The 19,231-nt window shown below is 66.6% G+C and carries 20 protein-coding genes and 1 riboswitch; of the genes, 19 read left to right on the top strand and 1 reads right to left on the bottom strand.

What is annotated here, in order from left to right; all coding sequences use genetic code 11:
• Positions 1–5 precede the first annotated feature (5 nt).
• From gspG to CSC74_RS16495, 12 genes are read left to right on the top strand one after another with little or no spacing between them, the layout of a single operon-like run.
• Positions 6–443: a type II secretion system major pseudopilin GspG gene (gspG, locus tag CSC74_RS16550; RefSeq protein WP_162315605.1), complete on the top strand. Its 438-nt coding sequence runs from the start codon at positions 6–8 to the stop codon at positions 441–443.
• A gap of 36 nt (positions 444–479) precedes the next feature.
• Positions 480–968, top strand: a complete 489-nt coding sequence (gene xpsH / locus CSC74_RS16545; protein ID WP_162315604.1) for a type II secretion system protein XpsH — start codon at positions 480–482, stop codon at positions 966–968.
• Complete coding sequence (gene xpsI, locus CSC74_RS16540; RefSeq protein ID WP_162315603.1) at positions 965–1,405, top strand: type II secretion system protein XpsI; 441 nt, start codon at positions 965–967, stop codon at positions 1,403–1,405. Before xpsH ends, xpsI begins: the two co-directional genes overlap by 4 nt.
• Positions 1,402–2,040, top strand: a complete 639-nt coding sequence (locus tag CSC74_RS16535; RefSeq protein WP_162315602.1) for a prepilin-type N-terminal cleavage/methylation domain-containing protein — start codon at positions 1,402–1,404, stop codon at positions 2,038–2,040. The genes xpsI and CSC74_RS16535 overlap by 4 nt, the downstream gene beginning before the upstream one ends.
• A 2-nt stretch (positions 2,041–2,042) precedes the next feature.
• Entirely contained in the window at positions 2,043–2,897 is an 855-nt protein-coding gene (locus tag CSC74_RS16530; RefSeq protein WP_162315601.1) for a type II secretion system minor pseudopilin, read from the top strand.
• Positions 2,894–4,042, top strand: a complete 1,149-nt coding sequence (locus CSC74_RS16525; RefSeq protein WP_162315600.1) for a PilN domain-containing protein — start codon at positions 2,894–2,896, stop codon at positions 4,040–4,042. The genes CSC74_RS16530 and CSC74_RS16525 overlap by 4 nt, the downstream gene beginning before the upstream one ends.
• The gene (gspM, locus tag CSC74_RS16520; protein WP_162315599.1) at positions 4,023–4,688 is read left to right on the top strand and encodes a type II secretion system protein GspM; all 666 of its coding nucleotides are present in this window, start codon (positions 4,023–4,025) and stop codon (positions 4,686–4,688) included. Before CSC74_RS16525 ends, gspM begins: the two co-directional genes overlap by 20 nt.
• A complete protein-coding gene (locus CSC74_RS16515; RefSeq protein ID WP_162315598.1) occupies positions 4,678–5,463 on the top strand; it encodes a general secretion pathway protein GspN in 786 nt (261 codons plus the stop codon). Before gspM ends, CSC74_RS16515 begins: the two co-directional genes overlap by 11 nt.
• Before the next feature lie 9 nt (positions 5,464–5,472).
• The gene (gene gspD / locus CSC74_RS16510; protein ID WP_162315597.1) at positions 5,473–7,668 is read left to right on the top strand and encodes a type II secretion system secretin GspD; all 2,196 of its coding nucleotides are present in this window, start codon (positions 5,473–5,475) and stop codon (positions 7,666–7,668) included.
• A complete protein-coding gene (locus CSC74_RS16505) occupies positions 7,665–8,513 on the top strand; it encodes a glycosyltransferase family 2 protein (RefSeq protein ID WP_162315596.1) in 849 nt (282 codons plus the stop codon). Before gspD ends, CSC74_RS16505 begins: the two co-directional genes overlap by 4 nt.
• Positions 8,497–9,363, top strand: coding sequence for a glycosyltransferase family 2 protein (locus CSC74_RS16500; protein WP_162315595.1), 867 nt, complete (start codon positions 8,497–8,499; stop codon positions 9,361–9,363). The genes CSC74_RS16505 and CSC74_RS16500 overlap by 17 nt, the downstream gene beginning before the upstream one ends.
• Positions 9,364–9,374: 11 nt before the next feature.
• Entirely contained in the window at positions 9,375–10,178 is an 804-nt protein-coding gene (locus CSC74_RS16495) for a DUF3667 domain-containing protein (RefSeq protein WP_162315594.1), read from the top strand.
• A gap of 230 nt (positions 10,179–10,408) precedes the next feature.
• Here the strand turns inward: CSC74_RS16495 and ettA are convergent, their stop codons facing one another.
• The gene (ettA, locus tag CSC74_RS16490; RefSeq protein ID WP_162315593.1) at positions 10,409–12,073 is read right to left on the bottom strand and encodes an energy-dependent translational throttle protein EttA; all 1,665 of its coding nucleotides are present in this window, start codon (positions 12,071–12,073) and stop codon (positions 10,409–10,411) included.
• 194 nt (positions 12,074–12,267) lie between these two features.
• On the opposite strand from ettA, the gene CSC74_RS16485 reads away from it, so the two are divergent.
• From CSC74_RS16485 to ribB, 7 genes are all read left to right on the top strand, one after another.
• Complete coding sequence (locus tag CSC74_RS16485; RefSeq protein WP_162315592.1) at positions 12,268–12,756, top strand: RcnB family protein; 489 nt, start codon at positions 12,268–12,270, stop codon at positions 12,754–12,756.
• 132 nt (positions 12,757–12,888) lie between these two features.
• Positions 12,889–14,142: a serine hydroxymethyltransferase gene (gene glyA / locus CSC74_RS16480; protein ID WP_162315591.1), complete on the top strand. Its 1,254-nt coding sequence runs from the start codon at positions 12,889–12,891 to the stop codon at positions 14,140–14,142.
• A gap of 98 nt (positions 14,143–14,240) precedes the next feature.
• On the top strand, positions 14,241–14,765 hold the full coding sequence (nrdR, locus tag CSC74_RS16475) for a transcriptional regulator NrdR (RefSeq protein ID WP_162315590.1): 525 nt from the start codon (positions 14,241–14,243) through the stop codon (positions 14,763–14,765).
• A 163-nt stretch (positions 14,766–14,928) separates the two neighbouring features.
• On the top strand, positions 14,929–16,035 hold the full coding sequence (ribD, locus tag CSC74_RS16470) for a bifunctional diaminohydroxyphosphoribosylaminopyrimidine deaminase/5-amino-6-(5-phosphoribosylamino)uracil reductase RibD (RefSeq protein ID WP_162315589.1): 1,107 nt from the start codon (positions 14,929–14,931) through the stop codon (positions 16,033–16,035).
• Between the two features lies 1 nt (position 16,036).
• On the top strand, positions 16,037–16,825 hold the full coding sequence (locus CSC74_RS16465) for a class I SAM-dependent methyltransferase (RefSeq protein WP_162315588.1): 789 nt from the start codon (positions 16,037–16,039) through the stop codon (positions 16,823–16,825).
• Positions 16,826–17,054: 229 nt separating this feature from the next.
• A riboswitch (FMN riboswitch) is annotated at positions 17,055–17,230 on the top strand.
• A gap of 126 nt (positions 17,231–17,356) precedes the next feature.
• Positions 17,357–17,950 carry a riboflavin synthase gene (locus tag CSC74_RS16460; protein WP_162315587.1) on the top strand — a complete coding sequence of 198 codons (594 nt, stop codon included), beginning with the start codon at positions 17,357–17,359 and terminating at the stop codon, positions 17,948–17,950.
• A 141-nt stretch (positions 17,951–18,091) separates the two neighbouring features.
• Entirely contained in the window at positions 18,092–19,192 is a 1,101-nt protein-coding gene (ribB, locus tag CSC74_RS16455) for a 3,4-dihydroxy-2-butanone-4-phosphate synthase (protein WP_162315586.1), read from the top strand.
• The last annotated feature ends 39 nt before the right edge of the window (positions 19,193–19,231 follow it).

Genomic DNA, 19,231 nt, shown 5'->3' with positions numbered 1-19,231 from the left:
CCAAGATGCGAAACAATCGATCCAACCCGCGCCTGCCGCGCCGCGCCGCGCAGGGCGGCTTCACCCTGATGGAAATCATCGTCGTGGTCATCCTGATCGGCGGCATCGTGGCTTTCGCCGCGACCCGGATCCTGGGCAATGCCGACCGGGCCAAGGTCAACCTGGCCAGGGCGCAGGTGCAGACGGTGGCGGAAAAGATCCAGCAGTTCGAAATGGACACCGGCCGCCTTCCCAACACGCTGGACGAACTGGTGAGCGCGCCCGGTAACGTCAGTGGCTGGCTGGGGCCGTATGCCAAGGCCGCCGAACTCAAGGATCCCTGGAACCAGCAGTACGAATACCGCGTGCCCGGCGACGGCGCCCCGTTCTCCCTGGTCAGCCTGGGCAAGGACAGGCAAGCCGGTGGCGACAGCGTCAACGCCGACATCAAGTACGAGCAGTGAAACAGGCGCGAGTGGGCCAGGATGTGGTGAAACGGGATGAAGAGCGGCGTGCATCCATGCGCTAGCGGCCGCGCGCCGGGCTTCACCCTGCTGGAAGTGCTGGTGGTGCTGATCATCATCGCCATGGCCACCACGCTGGCGGCGATGGTCTTCAGCGGCGGCCTTGACGGCATGCGCCTGCGTTCCAGTTCCAAGGAGATCGCCGCGCAGTTGCGTTACACCCGGACCCAGGCTATCGCCAGCGGCCAGCCGCAACGTTTCACCATCGATCCGCGTGGCCACCGCTGGCAAGCGGCCGGCAATCGGCAAGGCAAGATCCCGCCATCGCTGGGCGTGGATTTCATCGGCGCCCGCGAAGTGCAGCCGCGCGCGGGCGAGGGCGGCATCCTGTTCTTCCCCGATGGCGCTTCCACCGGTGGCCGCGTCCGACTCAGCGTGAAGCGCGCGGCCTGGCGTATCGACGTGTCCTGGCTGACCGGCGAGGTCACGCTGGCGCGCGCTTCTCCCGGCGACGCATCGCCATGAACGGGCGCGGCGCCCGCCGCCAACGCGGCTTCACCCTGATCGAGGTGGTCGTCGCCTTCGCCTTGCTGGCCTTGGCCCTGACTTTCCTGCTGGGTTCGCTGTCCGGTGCCGCCAGGCAGGTGCGCATCGCCAGCGACAGCAGTCGCGCGGCCTTGCATGCGCAATCGCTGCTGGCGCAGGTGGGCGTGGGCGAGACCCTGCAGCCCGGTCGCCGGCAGGGGAACTTCGATGCCGGGCGCTATCGCTGGGTGCTGGATATCGCTCCGTATGCCGATCCGTTGAGGCCTCCTTCGCCCCTGTCCAATCCATCGGCGCCACGACTGTTGCAATTGACCCTGGCGGTGGAGTGGGGCGACGGGCGCGGCCAGCGGATGCAGTGGCGGAGCCTGCGGCTGGTGCAGGGCGACATCAATGCATCCTCGGCGCCGATCCAATGAGGAACCAGTCGCGCGGTTTCACCCTGATCGAGGTCTTGCTGGCGACCCTACTGATGGCCGCCGGCCTGGCCCTGGCCTTCGCCACGCTGCGCTCGGCCACCGCCATGGTCCAGCGCGGCGAAGCCATCGCCCAGCGCAGCGAACGCATCCGTTCGGCCGAGACCTTCCTGCGCCGGCGCATCGCTTCGGCGCAGGTGATCGGTTTCGCCACCGATCCGCAGACCCAGCTGCAGACCCGGTTCCTGGGCGAGCCGCAACGCATGCGTTTCGTTTCCGACCTGCCCGATTACCTGGGACGTGGCGGACCTTACCTGCATGACCTGCGCGTCGCCGAGGGCCGCCTGCTGGTGTCGTTCACCCTGGTCCAGGGTGGACAGGCCATCGAAGAAGCGCAACCGCGCCCGCCGGAACCCCTGGCCAGCGGTTTGCGTGCCGTGCGTTTCCATTACCGCGGCATCGATCCCGAAGGCGGGCTGGGCGGCTGGCAGGAGCAATGGGCTACGACCGATGTGCTGCCCGTGCAGGTGGCGATCGACATCGAATCGGCGGATGGAGTGCGCTGGCCGAGTGTGATCGTTTCCCTCGCCCAGGGCAGCGGCAACAGCGACGGCAGCGCTTCGGTGAAGGAGTTATGAGCATGCGGCGCATGCGTGGCGCGGCCCTGTTGCTGGTGCTGTGGCTGATCGCGTTGCTGACCGCCCTGATCGGTGCGTTCGCGCTGACCGCGCGGGTCGAGCTGCTGCAGGGCAGGGTGCTGGGCAAGGGCGCCGAGGCGCAGGAAATCGCGCGCGCCTCGGTCGAATACGCCCTGGTCCGGGTCGCCGACACCGATCCGGCATCGCATTGGCTGCCTGACGGACGCACGTACCGATGGGACTTCGCCGGCAGCCGGGTGGAAATCAGCATCGTCGATGAAACCGGCAAGGTCGACCTGAACCAGGCCGACGTGACCTTGCTGTCCGCACTGATAAAAACCGTGGCCGGCGATTCCGCACCCGCCGCGCAGTTGGCCGCGGCGATCGTCGACTGGCGCGACCCCGATCCCCTGACCCAGCCCAGTGGCGGCGCCGAGGATCCCGACTATGCCGCCGCCGGACTTCCGTATGGAGCGAAGGACGCGCCTTTCGAGACCGTGGCCGAAGTGGAGCAGGTGCTGGGCATGACCCCGCAACTCTATGCCCGGCTGGAACCGAGCCTGACCCTGTACAGCGGCCGTCCGCAGCCGGATCCCAACTATGCGCCAGCGCCCGTGCTGGTCGCCCTGGGCCTGGATCCGGCGGCTTTTCTTGCGCGCCGTCGCTCGGCCCAGTCCGCTATCGGCGATTCCCAACTCTTGGGCGCCGGCAGTGGCACGTATAGTATCGAGAGCCGGGTAACCCTCAAAGAAGGGCGTCAGGCGACATTACGGACGACAGTACGCGCAGGCGGCGGCCCGGTGCCGGGTTCCGTGTACACCACACTGCGCTGGGAGGAAGCTGCGGCACCCCGATGACCACGCTCAACGACAGTCCCGCATTCGCCGACCGTGTCCGCCGCTATGGCAGTGGGACGGGCAGCTTTTTCCGTTGGTGGCGGCAGGCGCTGACCAGTTGGCTGCCGGCGCGCTGGCGGGTTCTGCTGGGCCTGGCCCAGGATCGCCTGCTGTTGTCGCACGAGCAGGAAGAGCTGCGGGTGCAGTGGCAGGACGCAGCAGGCCTGCGCGACCTGGTCCGCCTGCCATTGCCCTTGCAGGAGCCGGAACTGGAGAAAGTCCTCGGCAACCGCCTGGCCGCCCTGCCGCGCTGGCTGCTGCTGCCGCCGGGCAGGATCCTCCGGCGCAGCTTGCTCCTGCCCGCGGCCGCCGCGGAGCGCCTGCGTGATGTGGTCGGGTTCGAGGTCGACCGGCAGACGCCTTTCGCCGCCGGCGCGGTGCGATTCGATGCGCGGCTTTTGCGACGCAGGCCGGATGGCCAGTTGGAAGCCGAGCTGGTCGCCGTACCGCGGCCGGCCTTCGATGAAGCGATGGCCGCGGTCGGAAGCCTGACGGCTTCGCTGATGGGCGTGGAGGCCAGCGATGCGCTAGGCAGGCCGCTCGGGGTCAACCTGCTGCCATTGGAACAGCGTCGTCACCGCCACAATCCCCTGCGGACCTGGAACCTGGCGCTGGCGGCGATCGCCCTGCTCGCGCTGACGGCCTGCGCGTGGCAGGTGCTGGACAACCGTCGCCAGGCCGCGGCCGCGTTCGCGGCCCAGGTGGAAGTGCGCGCCAACCAGGCGCGGACCGTGGCCATGCAGCGCCAGCGCCTGGTCGATGTGGTGGAGGGCGCCGCGTTCCTCGACCGCACCCGCGCCAGCCTGCCGACAGCGGTGGAAGTGATGGAGGAAGTCAGCCGCCGCCTCCCGGACAACACCTATCTGGAAAAACTGTCGATCGAAGGTCACCAGTTGCTGCTGATCGGCCTGAGCCCGGAAGCCTCGTCGCTGGTGGCGAAGATGGAAGGGTCGAAATTGTGGAAATCCCCCGCACTCAGCGGCGCCCTGCAACCGGATCCGCGCAGCCGCCGCGATCGCTTCAGCCTGACCGCCGAACTGATCGGCAACGCTGCGGCAGTGCCGTCGCCCGCAGAAGGAGTCGCCGATGGCGCCGGCAAACGCTGAACGCGATCGCTGGCTGGCCCTGGGGCTGCTGCTGGCGGTGCTGGCGCTGGTCTACCTGTTGCTGGTGCATCCGTGGTGGACCGCGCCGATGCTGCAGGTGAACCAGGACATCGCCGACAGCCGCAGCCGCGAGCTGCGGGTGCGCACGCAACTGCAGCAGGCGCCGCAGGTCGAGAAGCAACTGGCTGCAGCCCTGGCGCAACAGACCAAGCGTCCCGGCTTCCTGCCCGAGGCCAGCGCCGAGCTGGCGACCGCCGGCCTGGTGCAGCGCCTGGAAACCGCGGTCCTGCAAGCCAGCCCCGGCAACCGCAGTTGCGCGATCACCAACCGCTCGCCGATGCCGCAGGCCAGCCGCGAGCGGTTCGATCGGGTCGTGGTCCAGGTGCGCCTGCGTTGCGGCACGCCGGAACTGGCCGCCGTATTGCATTCGCTGGAAAGCGGCACGCCCAGGTTGTTCGTCGATAACCTGAGCGTGTTGTCCCAGCACTACACCTACATGGCCAATACCGCCGGGGGAAACAGCGCGGGGCTGGAAGTCAGCTTCGACCTGTACGGCTACCTGAGGCCCGTGCCGGGCGCCTTGCCGCCGACCGCCGCGGGCGGCGCCACTGCCTCCGCAGCGCAGGGAGCGGCCAATGCGGACTGACGCCATCGGCCCGCGGACCTGGCTGCTGGCGGCACTCGCCGGCTGGGCGGTGTTGGCCTGGCTGCTGGCCCTGTTCGGCATGGGCGGCGGCATCCGTCCGCTGCCCGCCGATCCCAGCCTGGTGCAGGCCTTGCCGCAACTGCGTCCGCCGGCGGCCGAGCGCCTGGGCCCGATGGTCCAGTACTCGGAAACGGCTGCGCGACCGCTGTTTTCGGAAAGCCGCCAGCCCGTACCCTTCTTCATTTCCGGCGAGGAAGGCGGCGAGCAGCCGCAGAGTTTCGACTTCGTCCTCAGCAGCGTACTGATCACGCCCGCCTTGAAGATGGCCATTCTGCAGACCACGGAAGGCGGGGAATCGGTACGGGTCAAACTGGGCGAATCGCCCGAGTCCGCTCCCAATTGGCAACTGGTGGAAATCAATCCGCGCAGCGTGGTCATTGCCGGACCGGAAGGCCGGAAGACCCTGGAATTGCGTGTGTTCGATGGCACGGGCGGCCAAGTTCCCACCGCCATGTCGCCGCCTGTGTCGCCCATGCCGACCGGCCCGGTGCAGCAAGTGCAGCCGTCACGCAGATCGGCTGCGCCGACGCCGGATAGCGCCAAGTCCCAGCAGGCGCCGGCCGATGCGATGTCGCCCCAGGTGGAAAGCGCGGCAGCGGAGCCGGAACTGACCACCGAGCAGCAGATGGACCTGATCCGCAAGCGCATCGAAGCGCGCCGTGCGCAGCTGCGCGAGCAGGAACAGGCCCCGCCCCCACAGAACAAGACAAAGTAGAGTGCCGGCATGAAGTCACGTCTGATCCTGGTTTCCCTGTTGACCGGCCTGCTGGCCGCCTGCGCCAGCGTGCCGGCCCCGGACGTGCGGCGTGAGGCCGACCTCAATCGCGCCAATGCCGGTGTTGCCGGCGGTGCGCAGACCTCGCCGTTGAATTCGGTCGAGGAGCCGGAAACCGGCCCGCAGGCGGTGATCCGCCGCGGTAACGGCCAGACCATCAACCGCAGTGCGGCTTCCGCGCCGATGCCTTCGCTGTCCGGCGCCAGCAGCGGCTCGGCCACCTTCAATTTCGAAGGCGAATCCGTGCATGCGGTGGTCAAGGCCATCCTCGGCGACATGCTCGGCCAGAACTACGTCATCGCACCCGGCGTGCAGGGCACGGTGACCCTGGGCACGCCCAAGCCGGTGTCGCCGGCGGAAGCCTTGAACCTGCTGGAGATGGTGCTGGGCTGGAACAATGCGCGCCTGGTCTACAGCGGCGGTCGCTACAACATCATTCCGATGGACCAGGCCCTGGCCGGCACGGTCGCGCCGAGTACCGGCCCGGCCGCGAACGCGCGCGGCTTCGAGGTGCGGGTGGTCCCGCTGCGCTTCATCTCCGCCAGCGAGATGAAGAAAGTGCTGGAGCCATACGCGCGTCCCAACGCCATCGTCAACACCGACAACGCGCGCAACGTCATCACCCTGGCCGGTACGCGCACGGAACTGGAAAACTACCTGCGCACGGTCGAGATATTCGACGTCAACTGGCTGGCCGGCATGTCGGTGGGCGTGTTCCCGCTGCAGTCCGGACGCGCGACCAAGGTGGTGGCCGACCTGGAGAAGGTGTTCGGTGAAGCCAGCAAGACCCCCAGCGCCGGCATGTTCCGCTTCATGCCGCTGGAGGGCGCCAACGCGGTACTGGTGATCACCCCGCAGGCCGCCTACCTGGACGACATCCAGGACTGGCTGGAACGCATCGACGGCGCCGGCGAAGGCTCGCGCCTGTTTTCCTATGAGCTGAAATACATCAAGGCCAAGGACCTGGCCGATCGCCTGGCGGAAGTATTCGGCAGCGGCGGCAACGGCAACCAGGGCACTGGCGGCGACGGCAACGTTTCACTGATGCCCGGCACCGATCCGGTGCAGATCAAGGACGGCGGGATGGAGGGTGGCAACGGCACGGTCGATTTCGGCAACAGCGGATCTTCGTCATCCGGCACCGGTGGAACGGGCGGCAGTGGTTCCCTGGCATTGGGCCAGCGCGGCAACGGCAACGGCAGCGTCACCTTGCAGGTGGAAGGCGACAGGGTAGGCGTGGCCGCGGTCGAGGAGACCAACTCGATCCTGGTCCGGGCCAATGCCGGAGCCTGGAAATCGATCAGGGACGTGATCGAGAAGCTCGACGTGATGCCGATGCAGGTGCATATCGAGGCCCAGGTCGCCCAGGTGCAGCTCAGCGGCGAATTGAACTACGGGGTGCAGTGGTTCTTCGAGAAGGGCGCCACCGACAATGGCTTGCCCGACGTCACCGGCCCCAGCATCCCCGGCAAATGGAGCACGCTGGGAGCAAGCATAGGCGGTGTTTCGGGCCCGGGCCTGGCCTGGACGCTGATCAAGAACGATGCGGCAGCCATCATCAATGCGCTGGATGAGGTGACCAACGTGCGTTTGTTGTCGACGCCTTCGGTGTTCGTGCGCAACAACGGCGAAGCCACGTTCAATGTCGGCGACCGCATCCCGATATCTTCGGTTTCGGTCAATCCGATCGCCGGCGACGGCACTACCTTTTCGCAGGTGCAATATCTGGAGACAGGCACCACCTTGAAGGTGCGGCCGCGGATAACCCGGGACGGCACCGTGTTCCTCGATATCGTCCAGGAAATCAGCCAGCCGGTCGGTAGCCCCGACGCCAACGGCAATCCCACCATCAGTACCCGCAAGCTGAAAACGGAAGCCGCGACCCAGGACGGCGACACCATCATGCTTGCGGGCTTGATCTCCGACAGTGCCGAGAAGGGCTCCAGCGGCATTCCCGGGCTCAGCCGCCTGCCCATCATCGGCAGTCTGTTCGGCACCCAGCGCACCAACAGCGGCCGTAGCGAGACCATCATCCTGATCACCGCCACCATCGTCCGCAACCCGCAGGAAGCCCGCGAGCTGACCGACGAGTACGGGCAGAAATTCCGCGCGCTCGATCCGCTGAACACACCGAAGAAGAAGTGAGCCCCGCTCCTGCCGCCGCGCTGCCCGTCATCCTGTTGCCGGTCGGCGTCGACGATGACGCGCTCGATGCGTGCCTCGGCGCGCTGGATGCCGGCACCCCTGCCGGCAGCCGCATCTGGCTGGCCGACGACGCGCAGGCCGGCCCGCGCGCCAGCGCCATCGTCGAGCGCTGGCTGAAGCGCACGCCGCTGCAGGCCGACTACACGCGCCGCCAGCAGATGATCGGCGAAGTCGCGCACCTCGATGAAATGCTCAAAGCCTGCGCCGGCGCCGACGTGGTGGTGCTGGCCCCCGATGCGCAGCCGTTGCCGGGCTGGCTGCAACAACTGTCGGCCTGTTTTTCGCGCGATGCGTCCATCGCCAGCGCCACACCGTGGTGCAACGCGGGCGAGGCCGCGTCGTGGCCGCGCTTGGGCGAAATAGAACTTCCGCCGCAGAATTTCGAACGCACCGCCGCAGCGTGCGCGGCGATGCCGCCCGAGCACCCCGAGCTTCCGGCGGCGGTGAACCATGCCGTCGCCTTGCGCGGCAGCGCGCGGCAACGCGCGGGCGGACTGGACGCCAGCAGCTATGCCTCGTGGTATGCGGCGCTGATCGACCTGTCGTTGCGTCTGTCCGGCCTGGGCTGGCGCAATGCCTTGTGCGAGACGGCGTTCGTCGCGCGCGGCGGCGAGGGCGGACCGGCCGAAGGCGACATGGATGCGATCAATGCGCGCTGGCCCGCGTGGAATGCGCGCCTCGCCAATTTCCTGATGAACGATCCGTTGCGCGCGCCGCGCGAACGCCTGGCTTCGTTGTACGCAGACATCGGGTCGCCGGAGCCGCAGCGTGAACTCTTCCGCTGACCGCGCCGACATCGCGGTGGTGGTGGTCAGCCACGAAAGCGCGAGCACGCTGGAGGATTGCCTGCTGCGTTTGCGCGCGGCGCGCGGAGTGGCCGAGATCAGGGTGATCGACAATGCTTCGCTGGACGGCACGCTGGATATCATCCAGCGTCACGCCGCGATGGATGCGCGGGTACGTTTTGTCGGCAATCCGGACAATCCGGGATTCGCGGTGGCCTGCAACCAGGGCGCGGGGGAATCGACCGCGCCGTGGCTGGCCTTCGTCAACCCCGACCTGATGATCGAAACCGATACCTTGTCGCGGCTGCGCCTGCACGCCGATGCGCTGGCGGGAGAGGTGCTGCTGGGCGTGGACCTGGTGGACGAAGCCGACCATCGCGACGAGGCCGCGCGTCGCCGCGATCCGGATTTCAAAGGCATGCTCACGGCGATGCTGTCTTCGCCAGCGCGCGCATCGAAACTGGGAGTGTCCGCGAACGAAGCCGAGAGCCTGCAGCGGGTCGATGCGGTGTCGGGCGCGCTGATGCTGATGCCGCGCGTGTTGTTCGACCGGCTTGGCGGTTTCGATGAAGGCTATCGGCTACATGCCGAGGACCTGGACCTGTGCAGGCGCGCGCGCGTATCAGGCGCGACAGTCGCGGTCGCCAACGATATCCGCGTGCTGCACCTGCGCGGTGTCTCAAGTCGCGCCAGGCCGGTGTTCGTGGAGTGGCACAAGCACCGCGGGCTGTGGCGTTACTTCCGCAAGTTCGAGGCGCCACGGCGGAGCATGTTCACCTCTGCGGCGGTGTTCGCATTGATCTGGTCGCGGTTTCTCTTCATCTTCGTGAGAAAATCTGCGGGAAAATGATGGGGAATACCATGACAACGCTCGAGGCTGGCGGCTGCGCCAACTGTAATCGTGCCATCGCCGGCACGGACCAGAAGTTCTGCCCCGCATGCGGCCAGTCCACGCCGGTGCATCGCATCGACTGGCATTTCCTCGGGCACGAACTCGAGCACAGCGTGCTGCATATGGATCGGGGCCTCTTTTACTCGCTGAAGCAATTGATGCTGCGGCCCGGTCGCTTCATGCGGGATTACATCGAAGGACGGCGCGGCAATCAGGCCAAGCCGCTGCTGCTGCTTATGATCATGTCTGCGGTGGTGGTGGTCCTGACCAAATATCTGGAGGGGACAGGGGTCTTGGACTCAGCCGTGGCGGCGGGTATTGCCGGAGCCAGGGAGGCCAGCGCAGGTGCGCGAGTGGACCCGGCGTTGGCGGCAAAAACGTCCAGGATGGCGGCGGATTTGATGAACCAGTACTTCGCCGCTTTCACCTTGCTGCTACTGCCGCTGGAGGCGGCAGCCTTCAGGCTGGCGTTCCATCGCGTCGGCAACCTCAACTACCCCGAATGGCTGGTGATCACGGCTTTGCTGACGGTGCAGTGCTTCGTGTTCTGGGCCGTGCTGGTGGCCCTGCATCGGTGGATACCGCAACCGGTGGCCTGGGCTGTGCTGTTGTCGATGGCTTATGCGGTGTTTTCCCTGGTCCAGTTCTTCCAGGGCTATCCGCGCTGGAAGTCCGTGCTGCGCACGCTCCTGGGCTTGGCCATCTTCATGGTCATGAGCGCGATGGTTTCCCAGGCGGTGGCGATGCTGCTGGTCATTTCGATGCCTGCCTGACCCGGCTGCACCGGTCCTTGCCCGCGCCAAAGGGCGATGCGGCATACGGCAAAGCTTGCCGGGCAATAGCCGGCGCCAGAAACGAAACGCCCGCCGGGCGGCGGGCGTTTGCTTGCAGTGTCGATGGCTCCAGGGCGCGGTGCCATTCGGTCAAGGGCTAAAAGGCGCTGGATCCCCGCCTTCGCGGGGATGACGGATTGGCAAAGCCGCGCTTTGCGCGGGCCAATCCGTCACTTCAGCGCCTTGAACCGCAACCGCTTCGGCTGCGCGCCTTCGGCGCCCATGCGCCGTTTCTTGTCTTCCTCGTACTCGCGGTAGTTGCCCTGGAAGTACTCCACGTGCGAATCGCCTTCGAAGGCGAGGATGTGGGTGGCGATGCGGTCCAGGAACCAGCGGTCATGGGAAATGACCACCGCACAGCCGGGATATTCCAGCAAGGCGTCTTCCAGTGCGCGCAGGGTTTCCACGTCCAGGTCGTTGGACGGTTCGTCCAGCAGCAGCACGTTGCCGCCCTGCAACAGCGTCTTGGCCAGGTGCAGGCGGCCGCGTTCGCCGCCGGACAGGGTGCCGACCATCTTCTGCTGGTCCTGGCCCTTGAAGTTGAAGCGACCGATGTAGGCGCGCGACTGGATCTCGATGCCGTTGATGTTGAGGATGTCGGCGCCGCCGGATACTTCCTGGAACACGTTGTGGTTGCCGGTGAGCGCATCGCGGCTCTGGTCCACGTAGGCGATCTTGGTGCTCGGGCCCTTGACGATCTCGCCCTTGTCCGGCGTTTCCTGGCCGGTGATCATCTTGAACAGGGTCGACTTGCCGGCGCCGTTCGGCCCGATGATGCCGACGATGGCGCCCGGCGGAATGATGAAGCTCAGGTCGTCGATCAGCAGGCGGTCGCCGAAGCTCTTGGACACGTTCTTGAACTCGATCACCGACTGGCCCAGGCGTTCGCCCGGCGGGATGAAGATCTCGTTGGTCTCGTTGCGCTTCTGGTATTCGACCGAGTTGAGCTCCTCGAAGCGCGCCAGGCGCGCCTTGCCCTTGCTGCGGCCGCCCTTGGCGTTGCTGCGCACCCACTCCAGTTCCTTGGCCAGCGCCTTCTGGCGCGACTTCTCCTGGTTTTCTTCCTGCTTCAGGCGCTCGCTCTTCTGTTCCAGCCAGGCGGTGTAGTTGCCTTTCCACGGGATGCCCTTGCCGCGATCCAGTTCCAGGATCCACTCGGCCGCGTTCTCGAGGAAATAGCGGTCGTGGGTCACCGCGACCACGGTGCCGGTGTAGCGGGTCAGGAACTGCTCCAGCCATTCCACCGACTCGGCGTCCAGGTGGTTGGTCGGTTCGTCCAGCAACAGCATGTCCGGCTTCTGCAGCAGCAGCTGGCACAGCGCCACGCGGCGCTTCTCGCCGCCCGAGAGCTTGCCGATGATCGCGTCCCACGGCGGCAGGCGCAGCGCGTCGGCGGCCACGTCCAGCTGGTGTTCCAGGGTGTGGGCGTCGTTGTTGGCCAGGATGGCTTCCAGGCGCTGTTGTTCGGCGGCCAGCTTGTCGAAGTCGGCGCCTTCCTCGGCATAGGCCTCATAGATCCTGTCCAGTGCGGCCTGGGCCTTCAAGACCTCGCCCACGCCTTCTTCCACTGCCTCGCGCACGGTGTGCTCGGGGTTGAGTTGCGGCTCCTGCGCCAGGTAACCGACCTTGATCCCGGGTGCGGGGCGGGCTTCGCCGCTGAAATCGGTGTCCACGCCGGCCATGATCTTCAGCACGGTCGACTTGCCCGCGCCGTTCAGGCCCAGCAGGCCGATCTTGGCCCCCGGAAAGAACGACAGCGAGATGTCCTTGATGATCTGGCGCTTCGGCGGCACGGTCTTGCTGACGCCGTTCATGGTGTAGATGTATTGCGACATGGTGTCTCCGGGAATGGCGCTGCCGTGCCCGCGCAGGGACTGCACGGCGGGAAAGATCGGGATGGCCGAATTATACCGGCTGCGGCCGTCTGGCTGGTGTCTTAACGATTTTCTACAGGAGGCCGACCGGCAAGATACGGTTCAGCGCCGCAGTCGGATATTGGGCTCCGGTTTCCATCCGAGGGGTATCCACCATGCGCCACGCTATCAAGTCCGGCCTGTCGCTGCTGTTCGCGCTGGCCTTCGCCGCCGCACCTGCCATGGCACGCGACCATGACCGTGGCCATGACCGTGGCCGGGATTACGGCCGCTCCAGCTACCAGCACAACGACCGGGGCTACGATCGTTCGGACTATCGCCGAGGCGATCGCGACCGCTATCGCGACGACGACCGTCGTTATGGTTACCGCGATCGCGATTATCGGGATGGCCGCTATGACCGTCGCTACTACAGGCCGGCCCCGCGCGTGGTCTACCGGCCGGTCTACGTCGCCCCGCGCTGGGTCCGTGGCGGACGCTACTACGACCGCGGCTATGGGCCGACCTACGTGGTCAACGACTACTACGGCTATGGCCTGCACGCGCCGCCGCGTGGTTACTACTGGCGCCGCAGCGACGCCGGCGACTTCCTGCTGGTGGCGCTGGCCACCGGCATCATCGCCGACCTGGTTCTGGGCCACTGAGCCACGAAAGGTCGCCAGCAAACGGAAAAACGCGCCCCAGGGCGCGTTTTTCCTTGGTGCGGGCCAGGTCGAAAGTGGTGGCCGGGAGTGGCCGGGGCTACAATCGGCGATCCCAATCCGCCCGGAGTACCGATGTTCCCGCGCAACGCTCGCATCGAAGGTTACGACCCTGAACTGGCCGCGGCGATCGCGTCCGAGAACCGCCGCCAGGAAGATCACGTCGAGCTGATCGCGTCGGAGAACTACGCCAGTCCGCGGGTCATGGAAGCGCAGGGCAGCCAGCTGACCAACAAGTACGCCGAGGGCTACCCGGGCAAGCGCTACTACGGTGGCTGCGAATACGTGGACATCGCCGAGAAGCTGGCCATCGACCGGGTCAAGCAGCTGTTCGGCGCCGACTACGCCAACGTGCAGCCGCATTCGGGCTCGCAGGCCAACCAGGCCGTGTACCTGGCGCTGTTGCAGCCGGGCGACACCATCCTGGGCATGTCGCTGGCCCACGGCGGCCACCTGACCCATGGCGCCAAGGTCAATATTTCCGGCAAGCTGTTCAACGCGGTGCAGTACGGGGTCAACGACGAAGGCCTGATCGACTACGACGAAGTCGAGCGCCTGGCCCTGGAACACAAGCCGAAGATGGTCGTCGCCGGTTTCTCCGCCTATTCGCAGGTGGTCGACTGGGCGCGCTTCCGCGCCATCGCCGACAAGGTGGGCGCCTATCTGTTCGTGGACATGGCGCACGTGGCCGGCCTCATCGCCGCAGGGGTGTATCCGAACCCGGTTCCGCACGCGCATGTGGTCACTTCCACCACCCACAAGACCCTGCGCGGTCCGCGCGGCGGCATCATCGTCGCCAAGGGTGCGGGCGAAGAGATCGAGAAGAAGCTGCAGAGCATCGTCTTCCCCGGCATCCAGGGCGGCCCGCTGATGCACGTGATCGCGGCCAAGGCCGTCGCGTTCAAGGAAGCGCTGGAGCCGGAATTCAAGGCCTACCAGGCGCAGGTGGTGAAAAACGCTCAGGCGATGGCCAGGACGATCGTTTCCCGCGGCTACAAGATCGTGTCCGGCGGCACCGAGAACCACCTGATGCTGGTCGACATGATCGGCAAGAGCGTCACCGGCAAGGCGGCCGAGGAAGCGCTGGGCAAGGCCCACATCACCGTCAACAAGAATGCGGTACCGAACGACCCGCAAAAGCCGTTCGTGACCTCCGGCCTGCGTATCGGCACGCCTGCGGTGACCACGCGTGGCTACCTGGAGCCGGATTGCGTGGCGCTGGCGAACTGGATCTGCGATGTGCTGGATGCGCCGAACGACGAGAACGTGATTGCTGGGGTGCGTGAGAACGTGACGAAGCAGTGCGCCCAGTTCCCGGTCTACGGCTGAAGGCTGGGAACGAGAGATGAGAAACGAGAAACGAGTCTGCACAGGTTGCGCGAGCACTTTCACTCGTTCCTCGTTCCTCCCCACTCGTTCCTGATCGCATGCATTGCCCCTTCTGCCAGCACACAGACACCCGCGTGATCGATTCACGCGTTTCCGAGGACGGCGCGACGATCCGCCGCCGCCGCGAGTGCGAGGCCTGTGGCGAGCGTTTCAGCACGCTGGAGAACATCGAAATCAAGCTGCCGACCGTGATCAAGAGCGACGGCCGGCGCGACAGCTTCGATGCGCGCAAGCTGCGGCTGGGCTTCGACCGGGCGTTGCAGAAACGTCCGGTGTCGGAAGAGCAGATCGAGTCGGCGGTGCGCGCGGTGGTCCATCAGATCCGCATGAGCGGGGAACGCGAGTTGCCTTCGCGTCGGATCGGCGAGTTCGTGATGGCGGAACTGCGCAAGCTCGACCACGTCGGCTACGTGCGCTTCGCCTCGGTCTATCGCAGCTTCGAGGACGTGGCCGATTTCCGTGAGGAGATCGAGAAGCTGGAACGTGAATTGCCGGCCGCCAGTGGCCAGTTGCCGCTGCTTGGCGCGGATGTGGTGCCGATCGACAAGAATAAGAAGCGTTGATGGGTCATTCCTCTCCCCTTGTGGGAGAGGGTGCCCGAAGGGCGGGAGAGGGTTCGGCTTTTGCTCTCGCGCCCCGGAACGCCACACAAGCCGGCCCTCTCCCTGCTTCGCTGCGCGAAGCGGTCCCTCTCCCACAAGGGGAGAGGGAAAGTACAGGATCGCGATGACGCCGGAATTCACCGCCACCGACCACCTGCTGATGGCCCGCGCCCTGCTTCTCGCCGAGCGCGGCGCCTACACCACCAGGCCCAATCCGATGGTGGGCTGCGTGATCGCCCATGGCGGGGAGACCGTCGGCGAAGGCTTCCATCAGCGTGCCGGCGAAGCGCATGCGGAAGTGTTCGCGCTGCAGGCCGCGGGCGATCGCGCGAAGGGCGCCACGGCCTATGTCACTCTCGAGCCTTGCGCGCACATGGGTCGCACCGGACCCTGCGCCGATGCGCTGATCGCCGCCGGAGTGACACGGGTGGTCGCGGCGATGCGCGATCCTTTCCCGCAAGTCGACGGCGCCGGTTTCGACAAGTTGCGTGCTGCCGGGATCGCAGTCGAATCCGGGTTGATGGAAGCGCAGGCCCGCCAACTCAACCATGGCTTCCTGTCGCGAACCGAGCGCGGCCGGCCGTGGGTGCGAGTCAAATTGGCGATGAGCCTCGATGGGCGCACGGCGATGGCCAACGGCGATTCCAAATGGATCAGCGGCGAAGCCTCGCGCCACGACGTGCAGCGCTGGCGCGCGCGCGCCGGGGCGATTCTCACCGGATCCAACACCGTGCTGGCCGACGATCCGTCGCTCACCGTGCGCCTGGGCGACGACACGCCGTTCGTGGCCCCGTTGCGGGTGGTGCTGGATCCCGGCCTGGCCACGGTCGCGCGCGGCAAGGTGCGCGATGGCTCGGCTCCCACCTTGTACCTGCATGCGTCGGACGCCAAGCCGCCGCGCGATCTCGACGTGCAGCGCGCCAGCGTGCCGGCGCAGGGCGGGCGCCTGGACCTGGATGCGGTGCTGAGGTTGCTGGCCGCGCGCGAAATAAACGAAGTGCAGATCGAAGCCGGCGCGACTCTGGCCGGTGCCTTTCTGGCGGCCGGTCTGGCCGATGAAATCCTGTTGTATGTCGCACCGGTGTTGCTCGGCGACCGTGCGCGTCCCCTGTTCGCCGGGTTGGGCATCGATGCGATGGCGCAGCGCGCGCAATTGCAGGTCGTGGATTCGCGCATGATCGGCACGGATCACCGTCTGCTGCTGCAACCGGCGCCCGCGCAGGCCGGATAGCGTGGTCACGTTCAAGGATCATTTCTCCCAGGTCGCTGGCGCCTACGCCCACTGGCGCCCGACCTATCCGGATGCCTTGTTCGATGCCATCACCGCGGTCGTTCCGGCCTCCGCCTCGGTCTGGGAACCGGGCTGCGGCAGCGGCCAGGCCACGCGTGGCTTGAGCCAACGTTTTGTGCATGTCCATGCCACCGAACCGAGCGCGGCGCAGATCGAACAACACTGGGCCAGGAGCGCACAGGCCGGCAACGTCAGCCTTGCGGTGGAACCCGGCGAAGCCACCGCCTTGCCGGACCGCAGCATCGATCTGGTCGCCGTGGCCCAGGCCCTGCACTGGTTCGACCGTCCGCGTTTCTATGCCGAATGCGAGCGCGTGCTGCGGCCCGGAGGCGTGTTGGCCGCATGGACTTACCAGGACATGGTCTTCGCCGGCGACCTCGAAGACGCGGCGGATGCTTTCCGCGCGGAAATCGCACCCTACTGGCCGTCCGAACGCGCCCAGGTGGACGCCGGTTACGCGGACTATGCATGGCCGTTCCCGGCGTTGCCCGCGCCGTCGTTGTGGCTGACCGCGGAATGGACTTTGCCGCAGCTGCTCGGTTACCTGGGCAGCCTGTCGGCGACCGCGCGCTGCCGCGCTGCCAGCGGAAGCGACCCCGTCGAAGCCCACGCCGCGGCGCTCGCCCACGCCTGGGGCGAGCCGGCGCAGGTGCGCACGATGCGCTGGCCGCTGATCCTGCACCTGCGCCAAAAGCCCCTGTCCCCCAAGCGGATTTCCTTCGGGGCGTAGGAGCGGGCCTTGCCCGCGATGCTTCTCGCTCTTGCTTTGTAGATCCGGGCTTGCTCGGATGCTCTTTGATCTTTGCGGAAAGCATCCGAGCAAGCCCGGATCTACACACCGAAGCCAGGAGCATCGCGGGCAAGGCCCGCTCCTACAACGGCGATGGAACGCTTCGTCCGGCGGCTTGCCTGCGGCCGGGTGCTAGAATCCACGCGCCGGTTCGCCGGCGAACACAAGCAAACGTCTTCAGGGCGGGGTGCGATTCCCCACCGGCGGTAGGTCCCCGGCGCCAAGGCGCCGTCGACGAGCCCGCGAGCGCCTCAGGCGGTCCCGTCCAGTACGGGTGCCGGAGGGTCAGCAGATCCGGTCCGATGCCGGAGCCGACGGTCATAGTCCGGATGAAAGAAGACAGTCGCGCGCGGCCTAATGGCTGCGTCGCTTCGTGCCCTGTGGACGTTTTTCGCATTCATTACGCGGGAAACGTTTCATGACCATCGCCACGCAGGATTTTCCAGCTCCCTCCCTCAGGGGGGCGTGCTGATGTTTACCGGAATCATCGAGGGCGTCGGCCGCCTGGCCAGCATCGACAGCCGGGGCGGCGACGCGCGCCTCAGCATCGAAGCGGGAAACCTGCCTTTCGACGATGTGCGGCTGGGCGAGAGCATCGCGGTCAACGGCGTGTGCCTGACCGTGGTCGCTTTCAACGCGAAGTCTTTCGAAGCCGATGCGTCCAACGAAACCTTGTCGCTGACCACGCTGGGCGGGCTCGCTCCCGGCGCGCTGGTGAACCTCGAGCGCGCGATGCGCCCGACCGACCGGCTCGGCGGCCATCTGGTCAGTGGCCACGTGGACGGCGTGGGCAGGGTGCTCGGCATCGTGCCGGATGCGCGCGCGCAACGCTGGCGCTTCGCCGCGCCGCAGCCGTTGTTGCGCTATATCGCCAAGAAAGGATCGATCTGCGTCGATGGCGTCAGCCTGACCGTCAACGATGTGGACGAGCAGGGCTTCGAGGTCGCGCTGATCCCGCATACGGTCGCCAACACTGCATTCGCGACGAATTCCGTCGGCGATGCGGTGAACCTGGAGATCGACCTGGTCGCGCGTTATGTCGAACGCCTGCTGCATAAACCATGAACCTTTTTTTGCCGTCATCCCAGCGCAAGCTGGGATCCATCTTGATCTTGTTGTCGCTCCGAGTTTCCGATCGAAGAGCAAAGTGGATCCCGGCTTGCGCCGGGATGACGGATTCTTTCCTGCTTTCCGAGTACTGATCTGATGTCCTTCGCCCCCATCCCCGAACTGCTCGAAGAAATCCGCAACGGCCGCATGGTCGTGATCGTCGACGACGAGGACCGCGAGAACGAAGGCGACCTGATCATGGCCGCCGAACTGGTCAAGCCTTCGGACATCAACTTCATGGTCACCCACGCCCGCGGCCTGGTCTGCCTGTCGCTGACCCGCGAGCGCTGCCGCCAGCTCGGCCTGCCGCCGATGGTCCAGGACAACACCTCGCAGCACCACACCAACTTCACCGTCAGCATCGAGGCGGCCGAAGGCGTGACCACCGGCATCTCCGCCTATGACCGCGCCCATACCATCCGCACCGCGGTGCGCCCCGACGTGAAGCCGCAGGACCTGTCGCAGCCTGGGCATATCTTCCCGCTCACTTCCCAGCCCGGTGGCGTACTCAATCGCTCGGGCCACACCGAGGCGGCCACGGACTTGGCGTTGCTCGCGGGCCTGGAGCCGGCCGGCGTGCTGGTCGAGATCCTCAATGCCGACGGCAGCATGGCCCGGCGCCCGCAACTGGAGGAATTCGCGCGCGCGCATGGGTTGAAGATCGGCTCCATCGAGGAACTGATCCGTTATCGCCTGAGCACCGAGCACACCGTCGAACGCGTGGACGTGCGCGAGATCGATACCGAACACGGCCCGTTCCGCCTGCACACCTACCGCGATCGCCTCAGCCACGGCCTGCATTTCGCGCTGTTGCGCGGCGAAGCCGATGCTCAGGCGCCGACCCTGGTGCGCGTGCACATGCAGAACCCGTTGGCCGATGCGCTGCATTGGCGGCGTACTGATTTCGGTCCGGCGGTAGGCGAAGTGCTGGCCACGATCGCTCGTGAAGGCCGTGGCGCACTGGTATTGCTGGGCGAGCCGGTCACGCCCGAGGCCATGCTCGAACGGATCCGTTCCGAACCGGGGCGCGACCCGGAGGCGCCCGCGGGCGGCGCCCTCGCCGAATGGCGCCGCAACGGCGCTGGCGCGCAGATCCTCGCCGATCTGGGTCTCGGCAAGCTGCGCGTGCTGGGCACGCCGCGCCGGCAGGTAGGTCTGGCCGGTTATGGGCTGGATGTCGTGGAATACGTCCACTAGTCCGGGTTCCTGTAGGAGGGGCTTCAGCCCCGACAGCTT

It is taken from the genome of Pseudoxanthomonas yeongjuensis (genome assembly GCF_010093345.1).
Lineage (GTDB): Bacteria > Pseudomonadota > Gammaproteobacteria > Xanthomonadales > Xanthomonadaceae > Pseudoxanthomonas_A > Pseudoxanthomonas_A yeongjuensis.
Note: the sequence above shows the minus strand (reverse complement) of the source record. Positions and strands in the feature narration are given on the sequence as shown.

Excerpts from the sequence above, each read along its gene's own strand:
- gspG (WP_162315605.1), top strand. The coding sequence starts at position 6 with ATGCGAAACAATCGATCCAACCCGCGCCTGCCGCGCCGCGCCGCGCAG.
- xpsH (WP_162315604.1), top strand. The coding sequence starts at position 480 with ATGAAGAGCGGCGTGCATCCATGCGCTAGCGGCCGCGCGCCGGGCTTC.
- xpsI (WP_162315603.1), top strand. The coding sequence starts at position 965 with ATGAACGGGCGCGGCGCCCGCCGCCAACGCGGCTTCACCCTGATCGAG.
- CSC74_RS16535 (WP_162315602.1), top strand. The coding sequence starts at position 1,402 with ATGAGGAACCAGTCGCGCGGTTTCACCCTGATCGAGGTCTTGCTGGCG.
- CSC74_RS16530 (WP_162315601.1), top strand. The coding sequence starts at position 2,043 with ATGCGGCGCATGCGTGGCGCGGCCCTGTTGCTGGTGCTGTGGCTGATC.
- CSC74_RS16525 (WP_162315600.1), top strand. The coding sequence starts at position 2,894 with ATGACCACGCTCAACGACAGTCCCGCATTCGCCGACCGTGTCCGCCGC.
- gspM (WP_162315599.1), top strand. The coding sequence starts at position 4,023 with ATGGCGCCGGCAAACGCTGAACGCGATCGCTGGCTGGCCCTGGGGCTG.
- CSC74_RS16515 (WP_162315598.1), top strand. The coding sequence starts at position 4,678 with ATGCGGACTGACGCCATCGGCCCGCGGACCTGGCTGCTGGCGGCACTC.
- gspD (WP_162315597.1), top strand. The coding sequence starts at position 5,473 with ATGAAGTCACGTCTGATCCTGGTTTCCCTGTTGACCGGCCTGCTGGCC.
- CSC74_RS16495 (WP_162315594.1), top strand. The coding sequence starts at position 9,375 with ATGACAACGCTCGAGGCTGGCGGCTGCGCCAACTGTAATCGTGCCATC.
- ettA (WP_162315593.1), bottom strand. The coding sequence starts at position 12,073 with ATGTCGCAATACATCTACACCATGAACGGCGTCAGCAAGACCGTGCCG.
- CSC74_RS16485 (WP_162315592.1), top strand. The coding sequence starts at position 12,268 with ATGCGCCACGCTATCAAGTCCGGCCTGTCGCTGCTGTTCGCGCTGGCC.
- glyA (WP_162315591.1), top strand. The coding sequence starts at position 12,889 with ATGTTCCCGCGCAACGCTCGCATCGAAGGTTACGACCCTGAACTGGCC.
- nrdR (WP_162315590.1), top strand. The coding sequence starts at position 14,241 with ATGCATTGCCCCTTCTGCCAGCACACAGACACCCGCGTGATCGATTCA.
- ribD (WP_162315589.1), top strand. The coding sequence starts at position 14,929 with ATGACGCCGGAATTCACCGCCACCGACCACCTGCTGATGGCCCGCGCC.
- CSC74_RS16460 (WP_162315587.1), top strand. The coding sequence starts at position 17,357 with ATGTTTACCGGAATCATCGAGGGCGTCGGCCGCCTGGCCAGCATCGAC.
- ribB (WP_162315586.1), top strand. The coding sequence starts at position 18,092 with ATGTCCTTCGCCCCCATCCCCGAACTGCTCGAAGAAATCCGCAACGGC.